Source organism: Pseudomonas sp. BIGb0278 (assembly GCF_024809895.1).
GTDB classification, from domain to species: domain Bacteria; phylum Pseudomonadota; class Gammaproteobacteria; order Pseudomonadales; family Pseudomonadaceae; genus Aquipseudomonas; species Aquipseudomonas shirazensis.
Window position 1 is genome coordinate 341,548 of sequence record NZ_JANUEL010000004.1, and the last position, 18,362, is coordinate 359,909.

At 63.6% G+C, this 18,362-nt stretch carries 17 protein-coding genes; 9 read left to right on the top strand and 8 right to left on the bottom strand.

What is annotated here, in order from left to right; translation table 11 throughout:
• Positions 1 to 14: 14 nt before the first annotated feature.
• From M2396_RS16960 to M2396_RS16980, 5 genes are all read right to left on the bottom strand, one after another.
• On the bottom strand, positions 15 to 2,453 hold the full coding sequence (locus M2396_RS16960; RefSeq protein WP_220632450.1) for a penicillin acylase family protein: 2,439 nt from the start codon (positions 2,451 to 2,453) through the stop codon (positions 15 to 17).
• Positions 2,454 to 2,571: 118 nt separating this feature from the next.
• Positions 2,572 to 2,775, bottom strand: coding sequence for an SEC-C metal-binding domain-containing protein (locus M2396_RS16965; protein WP_101321819.1), 204 nt, complete (start codon positions 2,773 to 2,775; stop codon positions 2,572 to 2,574).
• A 6-nt stretch (positions 2,776 to 2,781) separates the two neighbouring features.
• Positions 2,782 to 3,255, bottom strand: a complete 474-nt coding sequence (locus tag M2396_RS16970; protein WP_101321818.1) for an LEA type 2 family protein — start codon at positions 3,253 to 3,255, stop codon at positions 2,782 to 2,784.
• A gap of 2 nt (positions 3,256 to 3,257) precedes the next feature.
• On the bottom strand, positions 3,258 to 3,734 hold the full coding sequence (locus M2396_RS16975; protein WP_188036554.1) for a YchJ family protein: 477 nt from the start codon (positions 3,732 to 3,734) through the stop codon (positions 3,258 to 3,260).
• Positions 3,735 to 3,738: 4 nt separating this feature from the next.
• Positions 3,739 to 4,233, bottom strand: coding sequence for a DUF6231 family protein (locus M2396_RS16980; RefSeq protein ID WP_101321816.1), 495 nt, complete (start codon positions 4,231 to 4,233; stop codon positions 3,739 to 3,741).
• Positions 4,234 to 4,391: 158 nt separating this feature from the next.
• On the opposite strand from M2396_RS16980, the gene M2396_RS16985 reads away from it, so the two are divergent.
• The 3 genes from M2396_RS16985 to M2396_RS16995 all read left to right on the top strand — a co-directional run bounded on the left by M2396_RS16985 (position 4,392) and on the right by M2396_RS16995 (position 6,339).
• On the top strand, positions 4,392 to 5,084 hold the full coding sequence (locus M2396_RS16985; protein ID WP_103438335.1) for an OmpA family protein: 693 nt from the start codon (positions 4,392 to 4,394) through the stop codon (positions 5,082 to 5,084).
• A gap of 228 nt (positions 5,085 to 5,312) precedes the next feature.
• Positions 5,313 to 5,588: a DUF1145 domain-containing protein gene (locus M2396_RS16990; RefSeq protein ID WP_101321814.1), complete on the top strand. Its 276-nt coding sequence runs from the start codon at positions 5,313 to 5,315 to the stop codon at positions 5,586 to 5,588.
• Positions 5,581 to 6,339, top strand: a complete 759-nt coding sequence (locus tag M2396_RS16995; RefSeq protein ID WP_259076180.1) for a collagen-like protein — start codon at positions 5,581 to 5,583, stop codon at positions 6,337 to 6,339. The genes M2396_RS16990 and M2396_RS16995 overlap by 8 nt, the downstream gene beginning before the upstream one ends.
• Before the next feature lie 41 nt (positions 6,340 to 6,380).
• Here M2396_RS16995 and M2396_RS17000 read toward each other — a convergent pair whose 3' ends face one another.
• Positions 6,381 to 6,845 carry a CopD family protein gene (locus M2396_RS17000; protein ID WP_101321812.1) on the bottom strand — a complete coding sequence of 155 codons (465 nt, stop codon included), beginning with the start codon at positions 6,843 to 6,845 and terminating at the stop codon, positions 6,381 to 6,383.
• Between the two features lie 97 nt (positions 6,846 to 6,942).
• Here M2396_RS17000 and dinG point away from each other — a divergent pair, with 97 nt between their 5' ends.
• From dinG to M2396_RS17030, 6 genes are all read left to right on the top strand, one after another.
• Positions 6,943 to 9,087 (top strand): ATP-dependent DNA helicase DinG, encoded by a 2,145-nt coding sequence (gene dinG, locus M2396_RS17005; protein WP_101321811.1) that lies wholly within the window; start codon positions 6,943 to 6,945, stop codon positions 9,085 to 9,087.
• 81 nt (positions 9,088 to 9,168) lie between these two features.
• Entirely contained in the window at positions 9,169 to 11,406 is a 2,238-nt protein-coding gene (locus tag M2396_RS17010) for a beta-agarase (protein ID WP_259076184.1), read from the top strand.
• A gap of 133 nt (positions 11,407 to 11,539) precedes the next feature.
• Entirely contained in the window at positions 11,540 to 12,685 is a 1,146-nt protein-coding gene (locus tag M2396_RS17015) for a serine hydrolase domain-containing protein (RefSeq protein ID WP_259076186.1), read from the top strand.
• Positions 12,686 to 12,783: 98 nt separating this feature from the next.
• Positions 12,784 to 13,773, top strand: coding sequence for an OmpA family protein (locus M2396_RS17020; RefSeq protein ID WP_150570555.1), 990 nt, complete (start codon positions 12,784 to 12,786; stop codon positions 13,771 to 13,773).
• 19 nt (positions 13,774 to 13,792) lie between these two features.
• On the top strand, positions 13,793 to 14,440 hold the full coding sequence (gene pdxH / locus M2396_RS17025) for a pyridoxamine 5'-phosphate oxidase (RefSeq protein ID WP_259076188.1): 648 nt from the start codon (positions 13,793 to 13,795) through the stop codon (positions 14,438 to 14,440).
• Positions 14,441 to 15,415: 975 nt separating this feature from the next.
• Complete coding sequence (locus tag M2396_RS17030) at positions 15,416 to 15,877, top strand: glycine zipper 2TM domain-containing protein (protein WP_150573613.1); 462 nt, start codon at positions 15,416 to 15,418, stop codon at positions 15,875 to 15,877.
• A gap of 69 nt (positions 15,878 to 15,946) precedes the next feature.
• Here the strand turns inward: M2396_RS17030 and M2396_RS17035 are convergent, their stop codons facing one another.
• The gene (locus M2396_RS17035; protein WP_259076191.1) at positions 15,947 to 17,557 is read right to left on the bottom strand and encodes an NAD(P)/FAD-dependent oxidoreductase; all 1,611 of its coding nucleotides are present in this window, start codon (positions 17,555 to 17,557) and stop codon (positions 15,947 to 15,949) included.
• A 104-nt stretch (positions 17,558 to 17,661) separates the two neighbouring features.
• Positions 17,662 to 18,336 (bottom strand): COG3650 family protein, encoded by a 675-nt coding sequence (locus M2396_RS17040; protein WP_101321804.1) that lies wholly within the window; start codon positions 18,334 to 18,336, stop codon positions 17,662 to 17,664.
• Positions 18,337 to 18,362 lie beyond the last annotated feature (26 nt).

The window sequence follows — 18,362 nt, forward strand, 5'->3', positions numbered from 1 at the left end:
AGTCGGACGTGGGCTTACTTGCCCGGTACCAGGGTCAGGCGCTGGCTACCGTAGGCACGGGCGAAGTTCTGCGGTTGCAGCGGCAGGCTCATGAAGCGGCCTTTGAACCAGGCGTCCAGGCCATCGCTGTGGTGACGGCTGGCCGGGTTGCCGGACTGACCACTGCTGGTCAGCAGTTGCAGCGGTTCGGCCTGGCCAAAGTCGACGATCATCCGCGCCGAGGCTGGCAGTTGCGTGTCGAAGTTGCTGCCCCAGGCATATGGCGTCAGGGCCAGGGTGCTGAAGTCGCCGCCAGCCGCCATTGGCGCGCGGCTGATAGCGTCACCCAGGCCGTGATAGGCCGGTGCTGGCCAGCGGTACTGGTGCAGCTTGCCCCACTGCCAGGCCTTGCGGTCGGCGCCGAGCAGCGCCGTGCCAGTGTCGATCGCGGCGGCCAGGCTGCGGGCCAGGATCGCCGGTTTGTCTTCCTTTTGCGCGGTGGTGCGGTCATCCCAGAACGGGCTGTCATCGCGGCCCAGCAGGTGATCAGCCTGCGCCGAGTAGGACAACTGCGCGTTGCTGACAAAGGCTTGCCAAGCAGGGCCGGATTCAGGCCCAAGATCGTCGAGGAAGGTCTGCCGGGCCACTTCCTGGAGGAACAGCTGATACAGCGCGGCATCTGCCGACACTGGGCTCAGGCGACCATCGAAAGCTTGCAGCCGAGCCAGCGCGGCATTGGCCTTGTCGCGCTGGGCCGGTGGCAGTGCCGCGATCGCCTGCTTGAGCGGCTGGGCCATGCCGGGTGCGCTGAACATCTGCTTGAGCTTGTCGGCAAACAAGCTGACCTGATCGTTTTGCAGGGCCATCACGCTGCGGCTGTCGTGGCGGCCATTGGCAGCCAGCTGACCGAGACGTTCGGCGCGCTCGGGGTAGTACCAGGTGTTGGACAACTGCATGCCGTAACCCTTGGCCAGGCTGCGCTCGTTGGCATGGCCGAGCCAGCCGGACGGTGGGTCCTGGTCGTACGGGTGGAGCATGGCGTCGGCATAGCCGTCCCAGTCATAGCGCCCATCCCAGCCTGGCGAGGGCAGCAAGCCCTGGCCTTCGCGGCGGTTCGGGTAGCGCCCACTGACCTGCCAACCGATGTGCTGCGGCTCAGCAAAGACGAAGTTGAGCGCCGCTGCGCCGACCTCGCGGGTGCTGTCGAAGGCGCGCTCCACCGAGGTGGCGCGTGTCAGGTCGAACAAGGCGTCGAGGCTGCGATCACCCTTCAGCTGCGGCAGGCTCAGGGCCAGGCCGAGGCCGTTGCCGACAGGCTGGCCGAGCAGGGTGCCATGGCGAGTGTCGTAAAGCACTTCGCGCAGTGGCTGCTGGCCGCGGGCGAAGAAGGTCTCGCTGCGGGCACGCGTTGGCAGCCATTTGCCATCGGCAAGGTAAGTCAGCTGGCTGCCTTGGCGGCGCAGTTGCTCAAGGTACAAATCCTGGTTGTCGGCCATGACCGCGCTGCTGCTCCAGGCCAGTTTGCCGTTGTAGCCGGCCAGCACGATCGGCAGGCCCGGCAACGACAGCCCGGCAACCTGGTACTTGCCGGTGTGGATCTGTACCGGGCTCAAGGCCCAGGCGGCGCGGCTGTCACTGGCCAGCAGGCTTTTGCCGCTGCGGCTGCGCTGTGGGCCGAGGGCCAGGTTGACCGAGCCCGGGCTGCCAAGCAGGCCCAGGTCGGCGAGCTTCTGGCTGGCACTGGCCAGGGCAGGCAGGGCAGGCAGTTGGCTGGCCAGGTTGATGCCCTTGAGTTTGTCGACTTCGCCTTCGGCCAGCGGCTCGTCAGGCGCACCTGGCAGCAGCCAGGCGAGCTTGTCGCTGCCGACTTTTTGCGCGAGGGTCAGGGCGCTGAGTTCTTCCTGCAGATTGACTGACTGGCTGAAGGCATACAGGCTGAAGATCAGCGCGCTGTCTTCGGCCTTCCAGTATTCAGGGCGATAACCGCTACGGGCGAGCTCACCCGGCAGCTTGTCGCGGTAGCGGTACAGGTAGGCGTTGACCCCACGCGCGTACACTTCAAAGAAGCGCTTGAGCCGCGGCGAAGCGTCGGCGTACAGGGCATTGGCACTCTGCTTGAGATTGGCTGCACGCATCAAACGGTCGATATCCAGCGCTTCTGGCCCGGCCAGTTCCGCCAGGCGGCCCTGAGCCAGCAGGCGCATGCCGAGCATCTGCTCGATGCGGTCGCCGGCGTGCACGTAACCCAGCGTGAACAGCGCATCGTGGAAGCTGCTGCTTTCGATCAGCGGTGCGCCCATGGCATTGCGCCGCAGCGAAACGTTCTGCGCGAGGCCTTTGAGCGGTTGCACGCCGGTGGTCGGCGGCACGCTGTCTTGCACGGCGCTCATCTGGCAGCCGCCAAGACCAAGCAGACCTAGCAGCGCCAGGCTGGCGAAGCGGGGACGCAAAGGAGGAAAAGCGGGGGCGGCCATTGAAGAGGCTCCTGCAAGGTGTGACAAAAAAGGGATTTGGCTGGATCGGAAAGCATCAACCGCAAGCAATCACGGCCAAAGGCTGCAGTTGCTTGCGGCAGCGGTCAGCGAGCGAAGATCAGGCGCCGTGGCACTTCTTGAACTTCTTGTCGCTGCCGCACGGGCACGGGTCGTTGCGGCCAACGTCTTTCAAAGCGTTGCGCACCGGCTCCTGGTGGCCGTGGTTGCAGTGTGGACCGTGCACATGGCCGTGGTCATGATCATGCTGATGATCGTGATCGTGGTTGCAGTCAGGGCCATGAACATGCGGTTGCTGAGTCATTGCAGGTTACTCCGGTAAGAAATCGCCGGGCATTATCTCATCACTGCGCGACAAGTGCAGGCCCCGCCAGATGATCAGCCCGGTATTCAGCTCGGCCTGCAGTGAATAGCGCAGCGGCTGCCTGCTCTTGAGCAGCTTGGCCAACGGTTTGAGCTGCTTCCACAGGTTGGTGCGGGCGGTGATCTTGAAGGTCCGCCCCTCATGGGCGGCGACGCTGCGCCAGATGCTCGCCTCATCGTCGACCAGCAGCAACTGGTTGAGCCGCACCGAGTAATTCAGGTTGCGGATGAACAGGCGGCTGTCATTGGGGTTGTCGACCCGCAGGTGAATGACGAACTCCTGTTGCAGCAGGCGCGCCTTGACTGTTTCGACCCTGACCAGATGCACCTGTGGTTCGCGCCATTGCTCGCCGCTCCAGCCTGCGCAGCCGGTCAGCAGCAGGACGCAGCTGGTCAGGAGCAGGCGGGCGAGGGCGTTCACGGTCAAGTACCGACGTAACTGGAACAGCACTTCTTGAACTTCTGCCCGCTGGCACAGGGGCAGGGGTCGTTGCGCGTGGCCTTGAGGCCGACCGTTGGGTCAATGAAGTACCAACGGCCATCGCGCTGGACGAATGCCGAACGCTCACGGTGGGCGTGTTCGCCTTGAGCGTCGTGCCAGCGCGCGATGAAGGTGACAAACGCATGCTCAGGCTGACCGCCAAGCACCTCGGCGCTTTCCACCTCAAGCCCCAGCCAGGTGCTTTGCGCGCTCCAGGCAGCAATTGCAGCGCGGTCCAGGCCATCTTGCTGAGCCGGCAGGGTGGTTGCGACCAGGTACTCGATCAGGCCCAGCACGTAAGCGCTGTAGCGCGAGCGCATCAATGCCTGGGCGTCTGGCGCCGGGGTGCCGGCATGATAATGCCCGCAGCAGGCGTCGAGCAGGTTGCCACTGCCGCAAGGGCAAACCGAAACACTCATCACATCACCACCAGTACTTGCCAAAGTTTTCAGGGTTGGCCCAGAACCTGGCGTTGAGCCAGTCAGGGACCTGCTTGTAGTCATGTAGATCATAGGTGAACAGGCTCAACACCTGCTGCTCGCGGCCGAATTTCTCGCTGGCCGACATCGCCAGCGAGAAAAACTCGGTGTCCTGCCAGCCGCAGGCGCTCAAGTCGGCCAGCACCGCCAGGCGGCTGGCATTCAGATTGCGGATGCCTGCCAGCAGTTCCAGGCCGGTGCGCTTGGGCAAGTGCTCGAGGCAGTCGACCAGCACCGCCAGGTCGAAACGCTGGGCGGCAAGCGGCCCCGGCAGCACGCCTGGCGCTGCCACTTCGATAACCACCTGTGGGTGCGCCTGGGCAAAGGCATCCAGCGCCGGGAAGCGCGTGCCCACCAGCAGCAGGCGCTGCGGTTGCACGCGCTCGAGCAAGGCGGCGAGGGCTTGTTGCGGCGTGCGTTGGGAAAAACCGTCGGTCATTGCCTATCTCCGTTCAGGGTCACCAAGCCTAGCTGGCTAGAGCTTGCCGGCAAAGGGCTGTGGCACACCAGCATGGCTCATTGCTGGCAGATCGGGAATGCGCGGTCTTTACTGGCACAGATCGGCCTTATGCCGATTCCCCCTAGGAGATGCAACAGATGAGCATAGTTCGCACGGCGATACCCTTGGTGCTGCTGACCAGTGTGTTGACTGGTTGTGCAGGTTTGCAGAAAACCGACTGGCCGACATGTGCTGCCGTCGGGGGTGTGGGCGGCGCCGCCCTTGGCGCTATCGAAAGCTCGAGCTGGGCCGGCTGGGGCGCGCTGCTTGGCGGTGGCCTGGCCGCCGGCTACTGCTGGGCCAATGGCGACGGTGACGAAGACGGCGATGGCGTGCCGGACAGCCGCGACAAGTGCCCGGGCACCCCGCGTGGGGTACAGGTCGATGCCAATGGCTGCCCACCTGAACCGGTAGCAGTGGTAGAAGAGGTGGTCGTGGTCAAGGAAGAAGTCATCGTCATCCGTGACGTGCACTTCGAGTTCGACTCTGCGCGGCTGACTGCGGCCGACAAGGAACGCCTCAATACCATCGCCACCCGCCTCAAGCAGGAAGCGGCGAGCACCCGTCTGAGTGTCACCGGGCACACCGACAGCGTTGGTTCCGACACGTACAACCAGAAGTTGTCCGAGCGCCGCGCGCATTCGGTTACTGACTATCTGGTCGAAAGCGGCGTGCCGCGCAGCAGCGTGGTGTCGGTAGTCGGTGCCGGCGAAACCCAGCCAGTGGCCGACAACGCTACTGCTGAGGGGCGTGCCATGAACCGCCGGACCGAGATCAAGATCGAGCGTTGACCGTCGGTGTGCAACTGGGTGCCGGGCCTGAGGCAATGCTTGGCGGGCGCCCATCAATGAAGTTACTGTGGACGAAGATGTCGGCTTGCCAGTGGACCGCTGTGCGGTCTTCGCGGGTGAACCCGCTCCCACAGGATTGCGCAACTGTACCTGTGGGAGCGGGTTCACCCGCGAAGGGCCGCACAGCGGCCCCAACAGGCTTAACTGACTGGCAAAGGAGGGCGGGGTATGAAATTTATCCTGGGGCTGGGCAAGGCCCTGACGGTCGTGTTCTGGTGGGTGGTGCTGGTCAATCTGCTAATGCCGCAGCCGCTGCCGTTCAATCTCCTGATCAATGCGGCGGGCATCCTTTTGCTTGGCCTGCATATGCTCGAAGTACTGTTTTTCAACGCCAGCCTGCGCAACCGTAGCCACCGCTGGTTCGATCGTCTGCAGATTTTGCTGACAGGAATTTTTCACGTGATGTCGATTCCCAAGCCTCAGGAGGCGCCCCGCCGTGCGTAAATTGATGTTGTTGGTGGCCTTGGCCAGCCCATGGGCCCAGGCAGACAGCCTGGATGTTGCTGCCAACTCGGTGATGCGCCTGGCCAACAAGGCCGGCACTGTTCATCTGCAACACCTGCGGGTGGCGGATTCGGCAACCTTGCTGTTGCCGGCGTCACTCACCTCGCTCAAGGTCGAGCAACTGGAACTTGGCCAAGATGCGCGCATTGCCGTCGCTCCGGCCGACACGGAATTGACCATCGAAGCAGCCTCGGCGCGCTTCGCCAGCGGCAGCGAGATCAGCGCCAATGGCGCGCCGGGTAGCTATGAACGCGCCGCGCGCAGCGGCCGCAGCCTTGACCTGCAGTTGCATGCACTGGACGCCGAGCAGTTGTCGATCGACGCCCGTGGTGGTGCCGGTGCGCCGGGCTATGTGGGCCTGGATGGCGCCAATGGCAAGGCCGGTGGCTGCACCTGGGGCCAGGCCAGCCGCGGCGCTGATGGCGACAATGGTGGCAACGGCCATGACGGTGCAGCGGGTGGGCGGATTCGTCTGGCGGTGCCGGCTGACTATCCCGAGCAGCGCATTGTCGTACGCCTGGATGGGGGCCTGCCGGGCAAACCTGGCGCAGCGGGCAAACCTGGCGCAGGCGGCGCCAGCAAGGGTTGCCTGGTGTATAGCACCGACGCTGGGGCCAAGGGCCGGCCGGGCGTTGAAGGCCAGGCTGGCCTGGCGGGCGCAGAGGGTGAGTTGATTCTGCGACGCCTGTAACCGGGCTTGCCGCCGCGCAGTTTGCCTGCGCGGCGCACCGTTCAGAGCGGCAGACGCAGGCTGGCAACCGCTACCACGGCGAGCCCCAGCAGCAGGTTGATGCCCACCAGGCGGCGAATCCGCCCCAGCGCAGCAGCACCTGCCGGCCAATCCTCGGCCTGCACCGCGGCACGCAAGTCAGGCAGCAGCAAGGCCTGCACGCGCAGGAACAAGGCAAACATCACGATCGCCCCGCCCATCATCAGTTGCACGTACTTGGGCGCAGTTTCGAAACCGCTGAAGCGCATGTGCAACATGCCGATACCACTGATCGCCAAAATCGCCACAGCGACCCAGACCCAGACAAAGAAGCGTCGGAAAACTTCCAGCCACAAGCGCAACCGTGCCGGCCCCTCCAGGGCTGCAACCGTTGCCGGGCGCAGGATCAGCCAGGCGAAAAACATCCCGCCGACCCAGACCAGGGCGGCTAGCACATGCAGGGTGTAGGGTAGGGTAAAGCTCAGCATCGGGATCTCCATGCGGCATAAAGGGCGCGAGCGGGGTATGATAGCCGGCCATGCAAAACACTGAAAATATATCCAGCCCTTCGGGCGCCTGCAGACCATGATCAGCAACGAACTCAAAGCCACCATCCAGGGCGCCTATTCGCGTTTTCTCGAAGCCAAGAGCCTTAAGCCACGTTACGGCCAGCGCCTGATGATTGCCGAAGTAGCGAAAGTGCTCGGCGATATTGCCTGCGACGACGAAGGTCGACGCTCGGGTGACCCCGCCGTGGTTGCCGTCGAGGCGGGCACTGGTACCGGCAAGACGGTCGCCTACGCCCTGGCGGCCATCCCCGCCGCCAAGGTCGCCGGCAAGCGCCTGGTGATTGCCACCGCCACCGTGGCGCTGCAGGAGCAGATCGTCTTCAAGGATCTGCCTGACCTGATGCGCAACAGTGGTCTTAACTTCAGCTTTGCCCTGGCCAAGGGCCGTGGCCGCTATCTGTGCCTGTCCAAGCTCGACGTACTGTTGCAGGAAGGCCACGCCCAGTCGGCCACTGCGCAGCTGTTCGAGGAAGAAGGCTTCCATATCGAAGTCGACGAGCGCAGCCAGAAGCTGTTCAACAGCATGATCGAGAAGCTCGCCGGCAACCGCTGGGATGGCGACCGTGACAGCTGGTCGGAAACCATCGAAGACCCGGACTGGGCGCGCCTGACCACCGACCACAGCCAATGTACCGGCCGTCACTGCCCGAACTTCCAGCAGTGCGTGTTCTACAAGGCCCGAGAAGGCATGGGCAAGGTCGATGTGATCGTCACCAACCACGACATGGTCCTGGCTGACCTGGCCCTGGGCGGCGGCGCGGTGCTGCCTGACCCACGCGACACCATTTATGTGTTCGACGAAGGCCATCACCTCCCGGACAAGGCGATTGGTCATTTTGCCCATTATTCGCGGCTGCGCTCGACCGCCGACTGGCTTGAGCAGACGGCCAAGAACCTGACCAAGCTGCTCGCCCAGCACCCGCTGCCGGGCGATCTGGGCAAGTACATCGAACAGGTGCCGGAGCTGGCGCGTGAAATCCGCACCCAGCAGCAGTTCATGTTTACCCTTTGCGAGCAGATTGCAGACTTCAAGCCCGGTGAAGACACCGAAGGCCGCGAGCGGCCACGCTACCGCTTTGAGGGCGGGGTGGTGCCGGAGCATATCCGCGAAGTCGGCATCGAGCTGAAAAAGGGTTTTTCCCAGCTCAATGACCTGTTCACGCGCCTGGCAGACCTGCTCAAGGAAGGCATGGATGGCGAGAAGAACATCGGTATCGCCAGCCACCAGGCCGAAGAGTGGTACCCGCTGTTCGGCAGCCTGGTGACTCGGGCTCAGGGCAACTGGGAGCTGTGGACGGCGTTCACCGCCGAGGACCCGGAGGATAGCCCGCCGATGGCGCGTTGGCTGACCCTGGCCGAGACCGGTGCGCTGTTCGACATCGAGGTAAACGCCAGCCCGATCCTCGCAGCTGAGATGCTCCGGCGCAGCTTGTGGAGCGTTGCCCACGGCGCCTTGGTGACGTCGGCAACGCTGACCGCGCTGGGCAAGTTCGACCGCTTCCGCATGCGCTCCGGCCTGCCAAGGGACGCAGTAACCTGTGTGGTGCCGAGCCCGTTCGTGCACGGCGATGCCGGGTTGCTGCGGGTGCCTGATCTGGGCGCCGATCCGCGCGATGCTGCCGGGCACACCGCCGCGATCATCCGCGAACTGCCGGCGATGCTCGAAGAGGCGCGGGGTGCGCTGGTACTGTTCTCGTCGCGCAAGCAGATGCAGGACGTATTCGATGGCCTTGATCGTGACTGGCGCAAGCTGGTGCTGATTCAGGGCAACCTGTCCAAGCAAGAAACCCTGAACAAGCACAAGGCGCGGGTCGACGACGGCCAGCACAGCGTGCTGTTCGGTCTGGCCAGTTTCTCCGAAGGGGTCGACCTGCCTGGCGCATATTGCGAGCACGTGGTGATCGCAAAGATCCCGTTCTCGGTGCCGGATGACCCGGTCGAAGCCGCTCTGGCCGAGTGGATCGAAGCGCGCGGAGGTAATCCATTCATGGAAATCGCCGTACCCGACGCCTCGCTTAAGCTGATCCAGGCTTGTGGTCGCCTGCTGCGCACCGAACAGGACCGCGGCGTGATCACCTTGCTCGATCGGCGCCTGGTCACTCAGCGCTACGGCAAGGCTATCCTCAATGCGCTACCGCCGTTCCGGCGGGAAATTTCCTGACGGCTGGAGCGTGCAGCTCCGGCCTATTGTCCATTACTCAGTCACGGGCTCCCCGCGGCCCTGAAGGAGAGCTCCAGTTCTATGATTCGACGCACCTTGCCCGCAGTCTTCACGCTGCTGTTCTGCTCACCCTTGCTGGCTGGGCAGCAGACGCTGTTCAGCTTCGTGCGGCCGGCCTCGGTGGTCAATGTCATCACCGCCGACGCCGGCATGCCGCAATACAACGCCGAACAGACCGCAGAGGGCGAGGTACTGCGCCGCGTCGTGTTCAATCCGGTCGAACGCCCAAGCCTGGGCCTGAGCCCGCAAGGTGGGGCGTGGGACTGGTCGGCCGGCAAGGCCCTCACCTTGCGCCTGCAAAGTGCGATGGATTGGGCGCTGACGGTCGACGTCACAGTGCAGAGCAGCGATGGCCGCACCCTCACCAGCCGCATCGACCTGCCGGCCGGGCCTGCGCAAACGGTAATGGTGCCGCTTACCGCCAGCTCGCCGCTGAGCCAAGGCATGCGTGCCGGCCCACCGATGCCATGGACCTACGACGGCCAGCGCTTGCTGCTGACCAGCAGCGTCGGCGAGGTGGACCTGAAGCAGATCAGCTCGGTGACTCTGAGCATCCCCAAGCCCAACGTGGCGCAAAGCCTGCTGATCGAGAGGGTCGGCCTACAAGATGACGATCTCGCCTTCAAGGCAGCCTATGCCGGCCTGATCGACGCTTATGGCCAGTCGACGCGGGGCCGCTGGCCGGAGCGAATCGTCAGCGATGACCAGCTCAAAGCTGCCGATAGCCGCGAGCAGGCGCAGCTCAAGGTCTGGCTGGCAGAGCGCGGCAAGCAAGCGCTTGACCCGTACGGTGGGCTGCTGGCCGGGCCTGCGTTCGAGGCTCAGGGCTTCTTCCGTACAGAGAAACGCGATGGCCGCTGGTTCCTGGTGACGCCTGACGGCCATCCGTTCTTCTCGTTGGGCGTAAACGCTGTGGCCGCTGATGGCGGGCGTACCTATGTTGCTGGTCGCGAGGGCATGTTCACCGCGTTGCCCGGCGTCAACGAGCCCTTCGCCGCGTTCTACGGGGAAGGCAACAATGATGATGGCAATGCGTCTTCGCAGGGGCGCGCATTCAAGCAGGGCCGCTGGTTCGACTTCTACGCAGCCAACCTGCAACGCAGCCATGGCCACAGCTGTGCCCCGGCCGCCGCCGAACCGACCAGCCAGGCGTGCCCGCCGATGGCGATCGATGCCGGCCGCTGGCAGGCGCATGCTCTGAATCGCTTGCAGGCGTGGGGCTTCAATACCCTCGGCAACTGGAGCGATCCTGAACTGGGCCTGGCCAAACGGGTGCCTTACACCCTGCCGTTGTCGATCGTTGGCGACTACGCCAGCATCAGCACGGGCATGGACTGGTGGGGGCGCATGCCCGATCCGTTCGACCCACGCTTTGCCATGGCCACCGAACGTGCTGTAGCGATTGCTGCCCGTGATCACCGCGATGACCCGTGGCTGATCGGTTACTTTGCCGACAACGAGCTGGCCTGGGCCGCACCCGGTGATGATCCGCGGGCCCGCTATGGCCTCGCTTTCGGCACCCTGCGCCTGACCACCGACGTGCCGGCCAAGCGCGCGTTCCTCAAGCAGCTGCGCGACAAGTACCGCAATCAGGAAGGGCTGTCCAAGGCCTGGGGCATCGAGCTGCAGGCGTGGGAGCTAATGGAAGACCCAGGCTTCGAAGCACCGCTGCCCAACCCCGAGCACCCGGAAATCGAACGCGATTACCAGTACTTCCAACAGGTGTTCGCCGACACCTATTTCAAGACCATCGCCGATTCGCTCAACTGGCATGCGCCCAACCACCTGTTGCTCGGAGGCCGCTTTGCCCTGAGCAGCCCACAGGCGGTCAAGGCCTGCGCCGAGTTCTGCGATGTGCTCAGTTTCAACTTCTATACCCTCAAGCCTGACGACGGCTACGACTTTGCTCGCCTGGCCGAGCTGGATAAGCCGGTGCTGGTGTCCGAATTCCAGTTCGGTTCGCGCGACCGTGGGCCGTTCTGGCCGGGGCCGGTGGAACTGGCGCGCGAGGAGGACCGTGGCCCGGCGTATGCCAACTTCCTCAAGGCCGCCATGGCCCAGCCGATGATCGTCGGTGCGCATTGGTTCCAGTATCTGGATCAGCCTGCCAGTGGCCGCCTGCTCGATGGCGAAAACGGCCATCTTGGGTTGGTGGCGATCACCGATGTGGCCTATCCGGGCTTTGTCGAGGCGGTGCGCCGGAGTAATCAGCAGGTAATCGACGAGCTGCGCACGGTGGTCAGCAAGCCGGTGCCATGAGGCGCATGGGGCTGGTTGCAGAGCTGTTTGGCGACGTTTCCTGACAACCATCCGGCCACATTCAGTAGGCAAAATGGTCAACTACTGAAACAATGCACGCCTTTGCAAACTCGAGTCGTACGGAGAGCTGGCGGTGCAGATTCAGGGTCACTATGAGCTGAAGTTCGAGGCGGTGCGTGAAGCATTCGCCGCCTTGTTCGAGGATTCCCAGGAGCGCGGTGCGGCGTTGTGCATCCAGGTCGGTGGCGACACCGTGATCGACCTGTGGGCCGGCAGTGCCGACAAGGATGGGCAGCAGGCTTGGCATAGCGACACCATCGCCAATCTGTTCTCCTGCACCAAGACGTTCACCGCCGTGACTGCCCTGCAACTGGTGGGCGAGGGCAAGCTGGCGCTGGATGCCCCGGTAGCACGCTACTGGCCGGAGTTCGCTCAAGCCGGCAAAGAAGCCGTGACCCTGCGTCAGTTACTGAGCCACCGCGCTGGCCTGCCGGCAATCCGTGAGCTGCTCCCCGCCGAGGCGTTGTACGACTGGGAAGCGATGACTGCCGCGCTGGCCGCAGAAACGCCGTGGTGGACCCCAGGCACCGAGCATGGCTACGCGGCAATCACCTATGGCTGGCTGATCGGCGAGCTTATTCGCCGAGCTGACGGCCGCGGTCCGGGTGAGTCGATCGTCGCCCGCACGGCCAAGCCGTTGGGGCTGGATTTTCACATTGGCCTGGCAGATGAAGAATTCCACCGTGTGGCGCATATAGCCCGCGGCAAGGGCAATTCAGGCGATGCGGCTGCGCAGCGCCTGCTGCAGGTCACCATGCGCGAGCCAGAGGCGCTTTCAACCCGAGCGTTCACCAACCCACCAGCAATCCTGACCAGTACCAACAAGCCCGAATGGCGACGCATGCAGCAGCCTGCGGCCAACGGCCACGGCAACGCGCGCAGCCTCGCCGGTTTTTATGCCGGCCTGCTCGACGGCAGCTTGCTCGAATCCGAGTTGCTGGATGAACTGACCCGCGAGCACAGTCTCGGTGAAGACCGTACCTTGCTGATCCAGACCCGCTTCGGCCTGGGTTGCATGCTGGACCAGCCAACCGTAGCCAACGCCACCTTCGGCCTCGGTGCTGGCGCATTCGGTCACCCGGGCGCCGGTGGTTCGGTCGGTTTCGCCGACCCCGAGCACGATGTTGCCTTTGGCTTCGTCACCAATACCCTCGGCCCTTACGTGCTGATGGACCCAAGAGCGCAGAAGCTGGTGCGGGTGCTCGCCAGTTGCCTTTGATCGGCTAGTGCGGGTAATGCCCGTGCGGTTTGACTATGCTCAATGCCAATGCCTGCTACTGCAGGCAAAATTTCCTTCAATTTCATGGTGTATCGCTGATGTCTTCACAAAAAACCTTAGCACTCGCCCTGTGCCTGGCCATGACCGGTTGTGCCAGCCAATCGCAGGATGCCTCCTCGACTAGCGGACACAGCTGGTGGCCGTTTGGCTCGGACAAGGTTGCCGATCAGGAAGTGAAGCAGGCGGTGACCGAGAAAGTTGCCAAAGCCGACGCCAAGTCCGAAAGCAGCAGCCGCTGGTGGTGGCCGTTCGGCTCTGAAGAGACCCAGGCCAAGGGGCCGGTCGTTCCCAAGATTGATCACAAGGCCACCCAGGCCTGGCTTGACCAGTACGAGCCAAAGCTGCGTGAAGCGGTCAAGGACAGCAAGTTTGAAGTGGAGCGCCGCGAAGACCTGTTGGCCGTGACCATTCCGGTCGACAGCTCGTACAACCCGGACCGCCCGAACATGCTGTTGCCGGCGAGTTTGGGGCCGATCACCCGTCTGGCCAAGGCCATTGAAGTCGACCCGAAAACTGCCGTGCTGATTCTCGGTCACGCCGACAGCAGCGGTGCCGCTGCCGTTAACCAGAAGCTCAGCCTTGAGCGCGCTGCCTCGGTCTCGGCTATCTTCCGCCTGAGTGGTCTGCAACGCGACCGTTTGAGCCTCAAAGGTATGGGCTCGGTGATGCCACGCGCCGCCAACGACAGCCTCGAAGGCCGCGCCTTGAACCGCCGCGTCGAATTGCTGATGACGCCGCAGAACACCATGCTGGCCCTGTTGGCCAAATACCAGCAGCCGAACCTGGCGCCGGCCCCGGCCGCTGTGGTCGCCACTCAAGACAGCAAGGCCCCGGTGGCCAAGCCTGCAGCCAGCAAGCCTGCAGCCAAGGCCGCTGCCAAGCCTGCGGCGAAGAAAGCCGTGGCCAAAGCCCCGGTCAAGAAGGCCGCAGCCAAGACTGCTGCCAAGAAGCCGGCCGCCAAGCCGGCCGCGAAAAAAACCACGGCCGACAAGAAAGTCGCTGCCAACAGCCCTGCGAAGACCAACTGATCGTCAAGGAAGTGCTGTCATGACTCAATCTCTGGCCGATATGCGCCGCGACTACACCCGTGATGGCCTGGCCGAAAGCCAGGCGCCGGATGAGCCGTTTGCGCTGTTCCACCAGTGGTTTGCCGATGCTGTAAAAACCGAACAGGCGCCGGTCGAGGCCAATGCCATGACGCTGGCTACGGTCGATGCCGATGGACGTCCGCATTGCCGGGTGTTGCTGTTGAAGGGCCTGGATGCTCAGGGATTCACCTTTTTCAGCAACTATGACAGCGCGAAGGGGCAGCATTTGCAGGCTAACCCGTTTGCGGCGATGACCTTCTTCTGGCCGGCGCTGGAGCGTCAGGTGCGGATTGAGGGGCGGGTTGAGAAGGTTACTGCGCAGGAGTCCGATGACTATTACCAGGTGCGCCCGCTGGGGAGTCGTCTTGGGGCTTGGGCTTCGCCGCAGAGTCGGGTGATTGCTGGGCGTGAAGAGCTGGAGGCTTTGGTCAAGGCTACTGAAGAGCGGTTTTCGCAGACTCAGCCGCATTGTCCTGAGCATTGGGGGGGGTATCGTTTGCTGCCGGAGCGGGTTGAGTTTTGGCAGGGTAGGGCTAGCCGGTTGCATGATCGACTGAATTATCGTCTGGGGGCGGGGCATTGGGCTCGGGAGCGGTTGGCTCCCTGAGGTTGGTAGGCGGCGGCCTGGGGTGCTTTGGCAGCTCGGGGTTGTTCGCGGTTACTGTGGGCTTATCCGTTTTTTGTGGTGGCTGATTGGGCCCCTTTCGCCCTTACGGCGAGTCACTTTTTTGGCAAACGCCCCAAAAAAGTAACCAAAAAAGGGCTTGGCTCCACATCCGGCCCCTTCGCTGCGCTGCGGGGTTCCCTCGCTCCGGCCTTGCTCCCGGGCGGACCGCGCTGTACGGGCCTCCTGGCCCGCAGCGCTTGACGGCCATCCATGGCCGTCACCTCCCTTCGCAAGACCTGCGCTCGGCCTCCTGAGTCGCCGGTGGATCAAGATCAAAAGCAGATCAAGATCAAAGGCACGCCTCGCTGCGCTGGCGCAGATCAAGAGTCAGAGCAAAGTCAAAGTCAAAAACTTGGGCCGTGCAGCAGCGTCGGCAATCTCAATCCGACCCAAAACCAGCGGTCACGCCGATGCCGCTTTGCGCCAGCGCAGCGAGGCGTGCTCTTGATCTTGATCTACCTGCGACTTCAGGAGGCCGAGCGCAGGTCTTGCGGAGGGAGGTGACGGCCATGGATGGCCGTCAAGCGCTGCGGGCCAGGATGGCCCGTACAGCGCGGTCCTCCCGGGAGCAAGGCCGGAGCGAGGGAACCCCGTAGCGCAGCGAAGGGGCCGTATGTAGGAGCGAGCCCTTTTTTGGTTACTTTTTTGGGGCGTTTGCCAAAAAAGTGACTCGCCGTAAGGGCGAAAGGGGCCATCACTGCCACCACACAAAATGGATAAGCCCCAATCCCCCAAAAATCGCCCCAACCAATCCCAAACCCAATGCAGTAATCCAAGCCGATCCAAGGTCTGACAATCAAGCGTCAGCACACACCCTGTACCGACGCTGAATGAATGCATTTTTGTTACGTATGCACCGTGACAGCCGTCAACCTGCAGCGTCTAATGGTCACCTGTCTTATGGAGATACAACCCATGCGTAAATCTGTTCTGGTGGTGGCGTTCACCACCATGTCGCTGCTGCTCGGCGGTTGTGCCTCGAGCCTGACCGGTGACAGCTACTCCCGTGATGAAGCCCGCCGCGTGCAGACCGTACGCATGGGTACCATCGAAGCCCTGCGTCCGGTGAAAATCGAAGGCACCAAGACCCCAATCGGCGGCGGCGCCGGTGCTGTGGTCGGCGGCGTGGCCGGTAGCGCCATTGGCGGCGGTCGCGGCAGCATCGTTGCCGCTGTGATCGGTGCTGTAGCCGGTGGCTTGGCAGGTTCGGCTGCTGAAGAAGGCATCACCCGCACCCAGGGCGTCGAAGTCACCGTACGTGAAGATGACGGCAGCACCCGTGCTTACGTACAGGCCGTGCAGGAGAATGAAATCTTCCGCGTGGGCGAGCGTGTCCGCATCATGACTGTAGATGGCACCAGCCGCGTCACCCACTGACAGCCGCGCTGAATGTAAAAACCCCGATCGGCAGTGCCGACCGGGGTTTTTTTACGCCTGGGTTTCAGCTCACTGCAGCCCGAGAATATCCCGCGCTACGGCTTCAGCGATGCGAATGCCGTCGACACCTGCCGACAGAATACCACCCGCGTAACCTGCACCTTCACCGGCCGGGAACAGGCCCTTGACGTTGATGCTCTGGAAGCTGGCATCACGGGTGATGCGCAGCGGCGAGGAAGTCCGCGTCTCGAGCCCGGTCAGTACTGCGTCGTGCAGGTTGTAGCCCTTGATCTGCCGATCGAACGCCGGCAGTGCCTCGCGGATGGCCTCGATTGCGAAATCGGGCAGGCTCAGCGCCAGGTCACCCAAGGTCACGCCCGGCTTGTACGAAGGCTCGACACTGCCCAGCGCGGTCGAAGGCCGACCGGCGACAAAGTCGCCAACCAGTTGCGCCGGCGCCTGGTAGTTGCTGCCGCCCAGCTCATAGGCGAGTGTCTCAAGCCGCTCCTGCAACTCGATGCCGGCAAGCGGCCCGCCCGGGTAATCCCGTTCTGGGTCGATGCCGACGACGATGCCCGAGTTGGCATTGCGCTCGTTACGCGAGTACTGGCTCATGCCATTGGTCACAACTCGGCCAGGCTCGCTGGTTGCCGCAACCACAGTGCCGCCCGGGCACATGCAGAAGCTGTACACCGAGCGACCGTTCTTGGCGTGATAGACCAGCTTGTAGTCAGCGGCGCCGAGTTTCGGGTGGCCGGCGTATTTGCCCAGGCGCGCCTTGTCGATCAAGGTCTGTGGGTGCTCGATGCGGAAACCGACCGAGAACGGCTTGGCTTCCATGAACACACCCTTCGCGTGCAGCATGCGGAAGGTGTCACGCGCGCTGTGGCCCAGAGCCAGCACCACGTGCCGCGCGTGCAGCTGTTCGCCGCTGTCGAGGACCACACCGGTGAGCTGTTCGCCGTCGAGGAGCAAGTCGCTGACTTTTTGCTCGAAGCGCACTTCGCCACCGAGGGCGATGATCTGCTCGCGCATGTTCTCGACCATGCCGGTCAGGCGGAAGGTACCGATGTGCGGCTTGTTGATGAACAGGATCTCGTCTGGCGCACCGGCCTTGACGAACTCTTCCAGCACTTTGCGGCCGTGGTGCAGCGGGTCCTTGATCTGGCTGTACAGCTTGCCGTCGGAGAAGGTCCCGGCGCCGCCTTCGCCAAACTGAACGTTGGACTCGGGGTTGAGCACGCTTTTGCGCCACAGGCCCCAGGTGTCCTTGGTTCGCTGGCGGACTTCCTTGCCGCGCTCGAGCACGATCGGCTTGAAGCCCATCTGCGCCAGCAACAGCCCGGCAAAGATCCCGCACGGGCCGAAGCCGACTACCAGAGGCCGCTCCTGCAGCTCGGCAGGAGATTGGCCGACGTACTTGTAGCTGACGTCGGGGGCAACGCTGATGTTGTGATCGTCGGCGAATTTTTGCAGCAGTTCGGCTTCGTTGCTGGCGTGCAGGTCGATGGTGTAGATGAACAGCAGTTCGCTGTTCTTCTTGCGAGCATCGTAGCTGCGCTTGAACAGGGTGAAGCTCAGCAACTGGTCATCGGCAATACCCAGGCGCTGGAGGATGGCCTCGCGCAGGGCTTCGTCAGGATGGTCCAGGGGCAGCTTCAGTTCAGTGATTCGTAGCATGGCAGGATCCAGTATCCCGGCCTCTGGCGGCCGGCGGCTTTACACAAACCGCCAAGTATAAGCTGTTCGCCGGGCTCAAAGGCAGGATAAAAACCACTAGGCGATCAGTTGTCGCGGGCGCCGCCGTAGTAAGCGCAGCCGTGCACGGTCTGGCCATCGACGCGCAGCTCGGCACGCAGGTGGCGCACGGCGCCGGTGACGCTGTCGACGCAGCGCTGCGGAGCGAGCCACAGTTCGATGCGCTGGCCATTGGCTTCGCTGGACAGGTTGAGGCCACCGCCGGGCATCTGCTCTTCAAGGAACGGCAGTGGCAGCGGCGGCTGGCCGGCGCGGTTGAGGACCATGCCCTTGCCGCTGGCCTTGATGTCCCATTCCGGCGCATGGCCGCCGGCGCGCAGGGTCAGTTGCTTGAAGTTGGGGTCGTCGCAGGCACTGGCCGAAGGCTCCAGGCGATACAGCCGGCGCACATCCAGCTGGCCGTCGCTGTTGGCCTGCTTGCTGCCGGCAAGGCGCCCGCGGACATCGGCAAACAGCTTGTCGCCAGCGCCGTGGGCCAGGCTCGAGGCTTCCTGCAGGATGCCCGTGGCGCCGGCATCATTGACCACGAACGAGCGGCTTTCGCTGCAAGGTTTGAACAGCAGATGACCGCCGCTGGCGCTCAGTTCGCCCTGCATGCGCGTGGTGCCAAGGTCAGGGTCGACCGGTTTGTCGGCCAGCATCTGGCAGCCGGCGAACAGTGGCAGCAGGGTGGCGAGCAGCAGAGGAGGGGTGCAACGCATGGGTGAGGCTCCGGGGACGCGGCGGG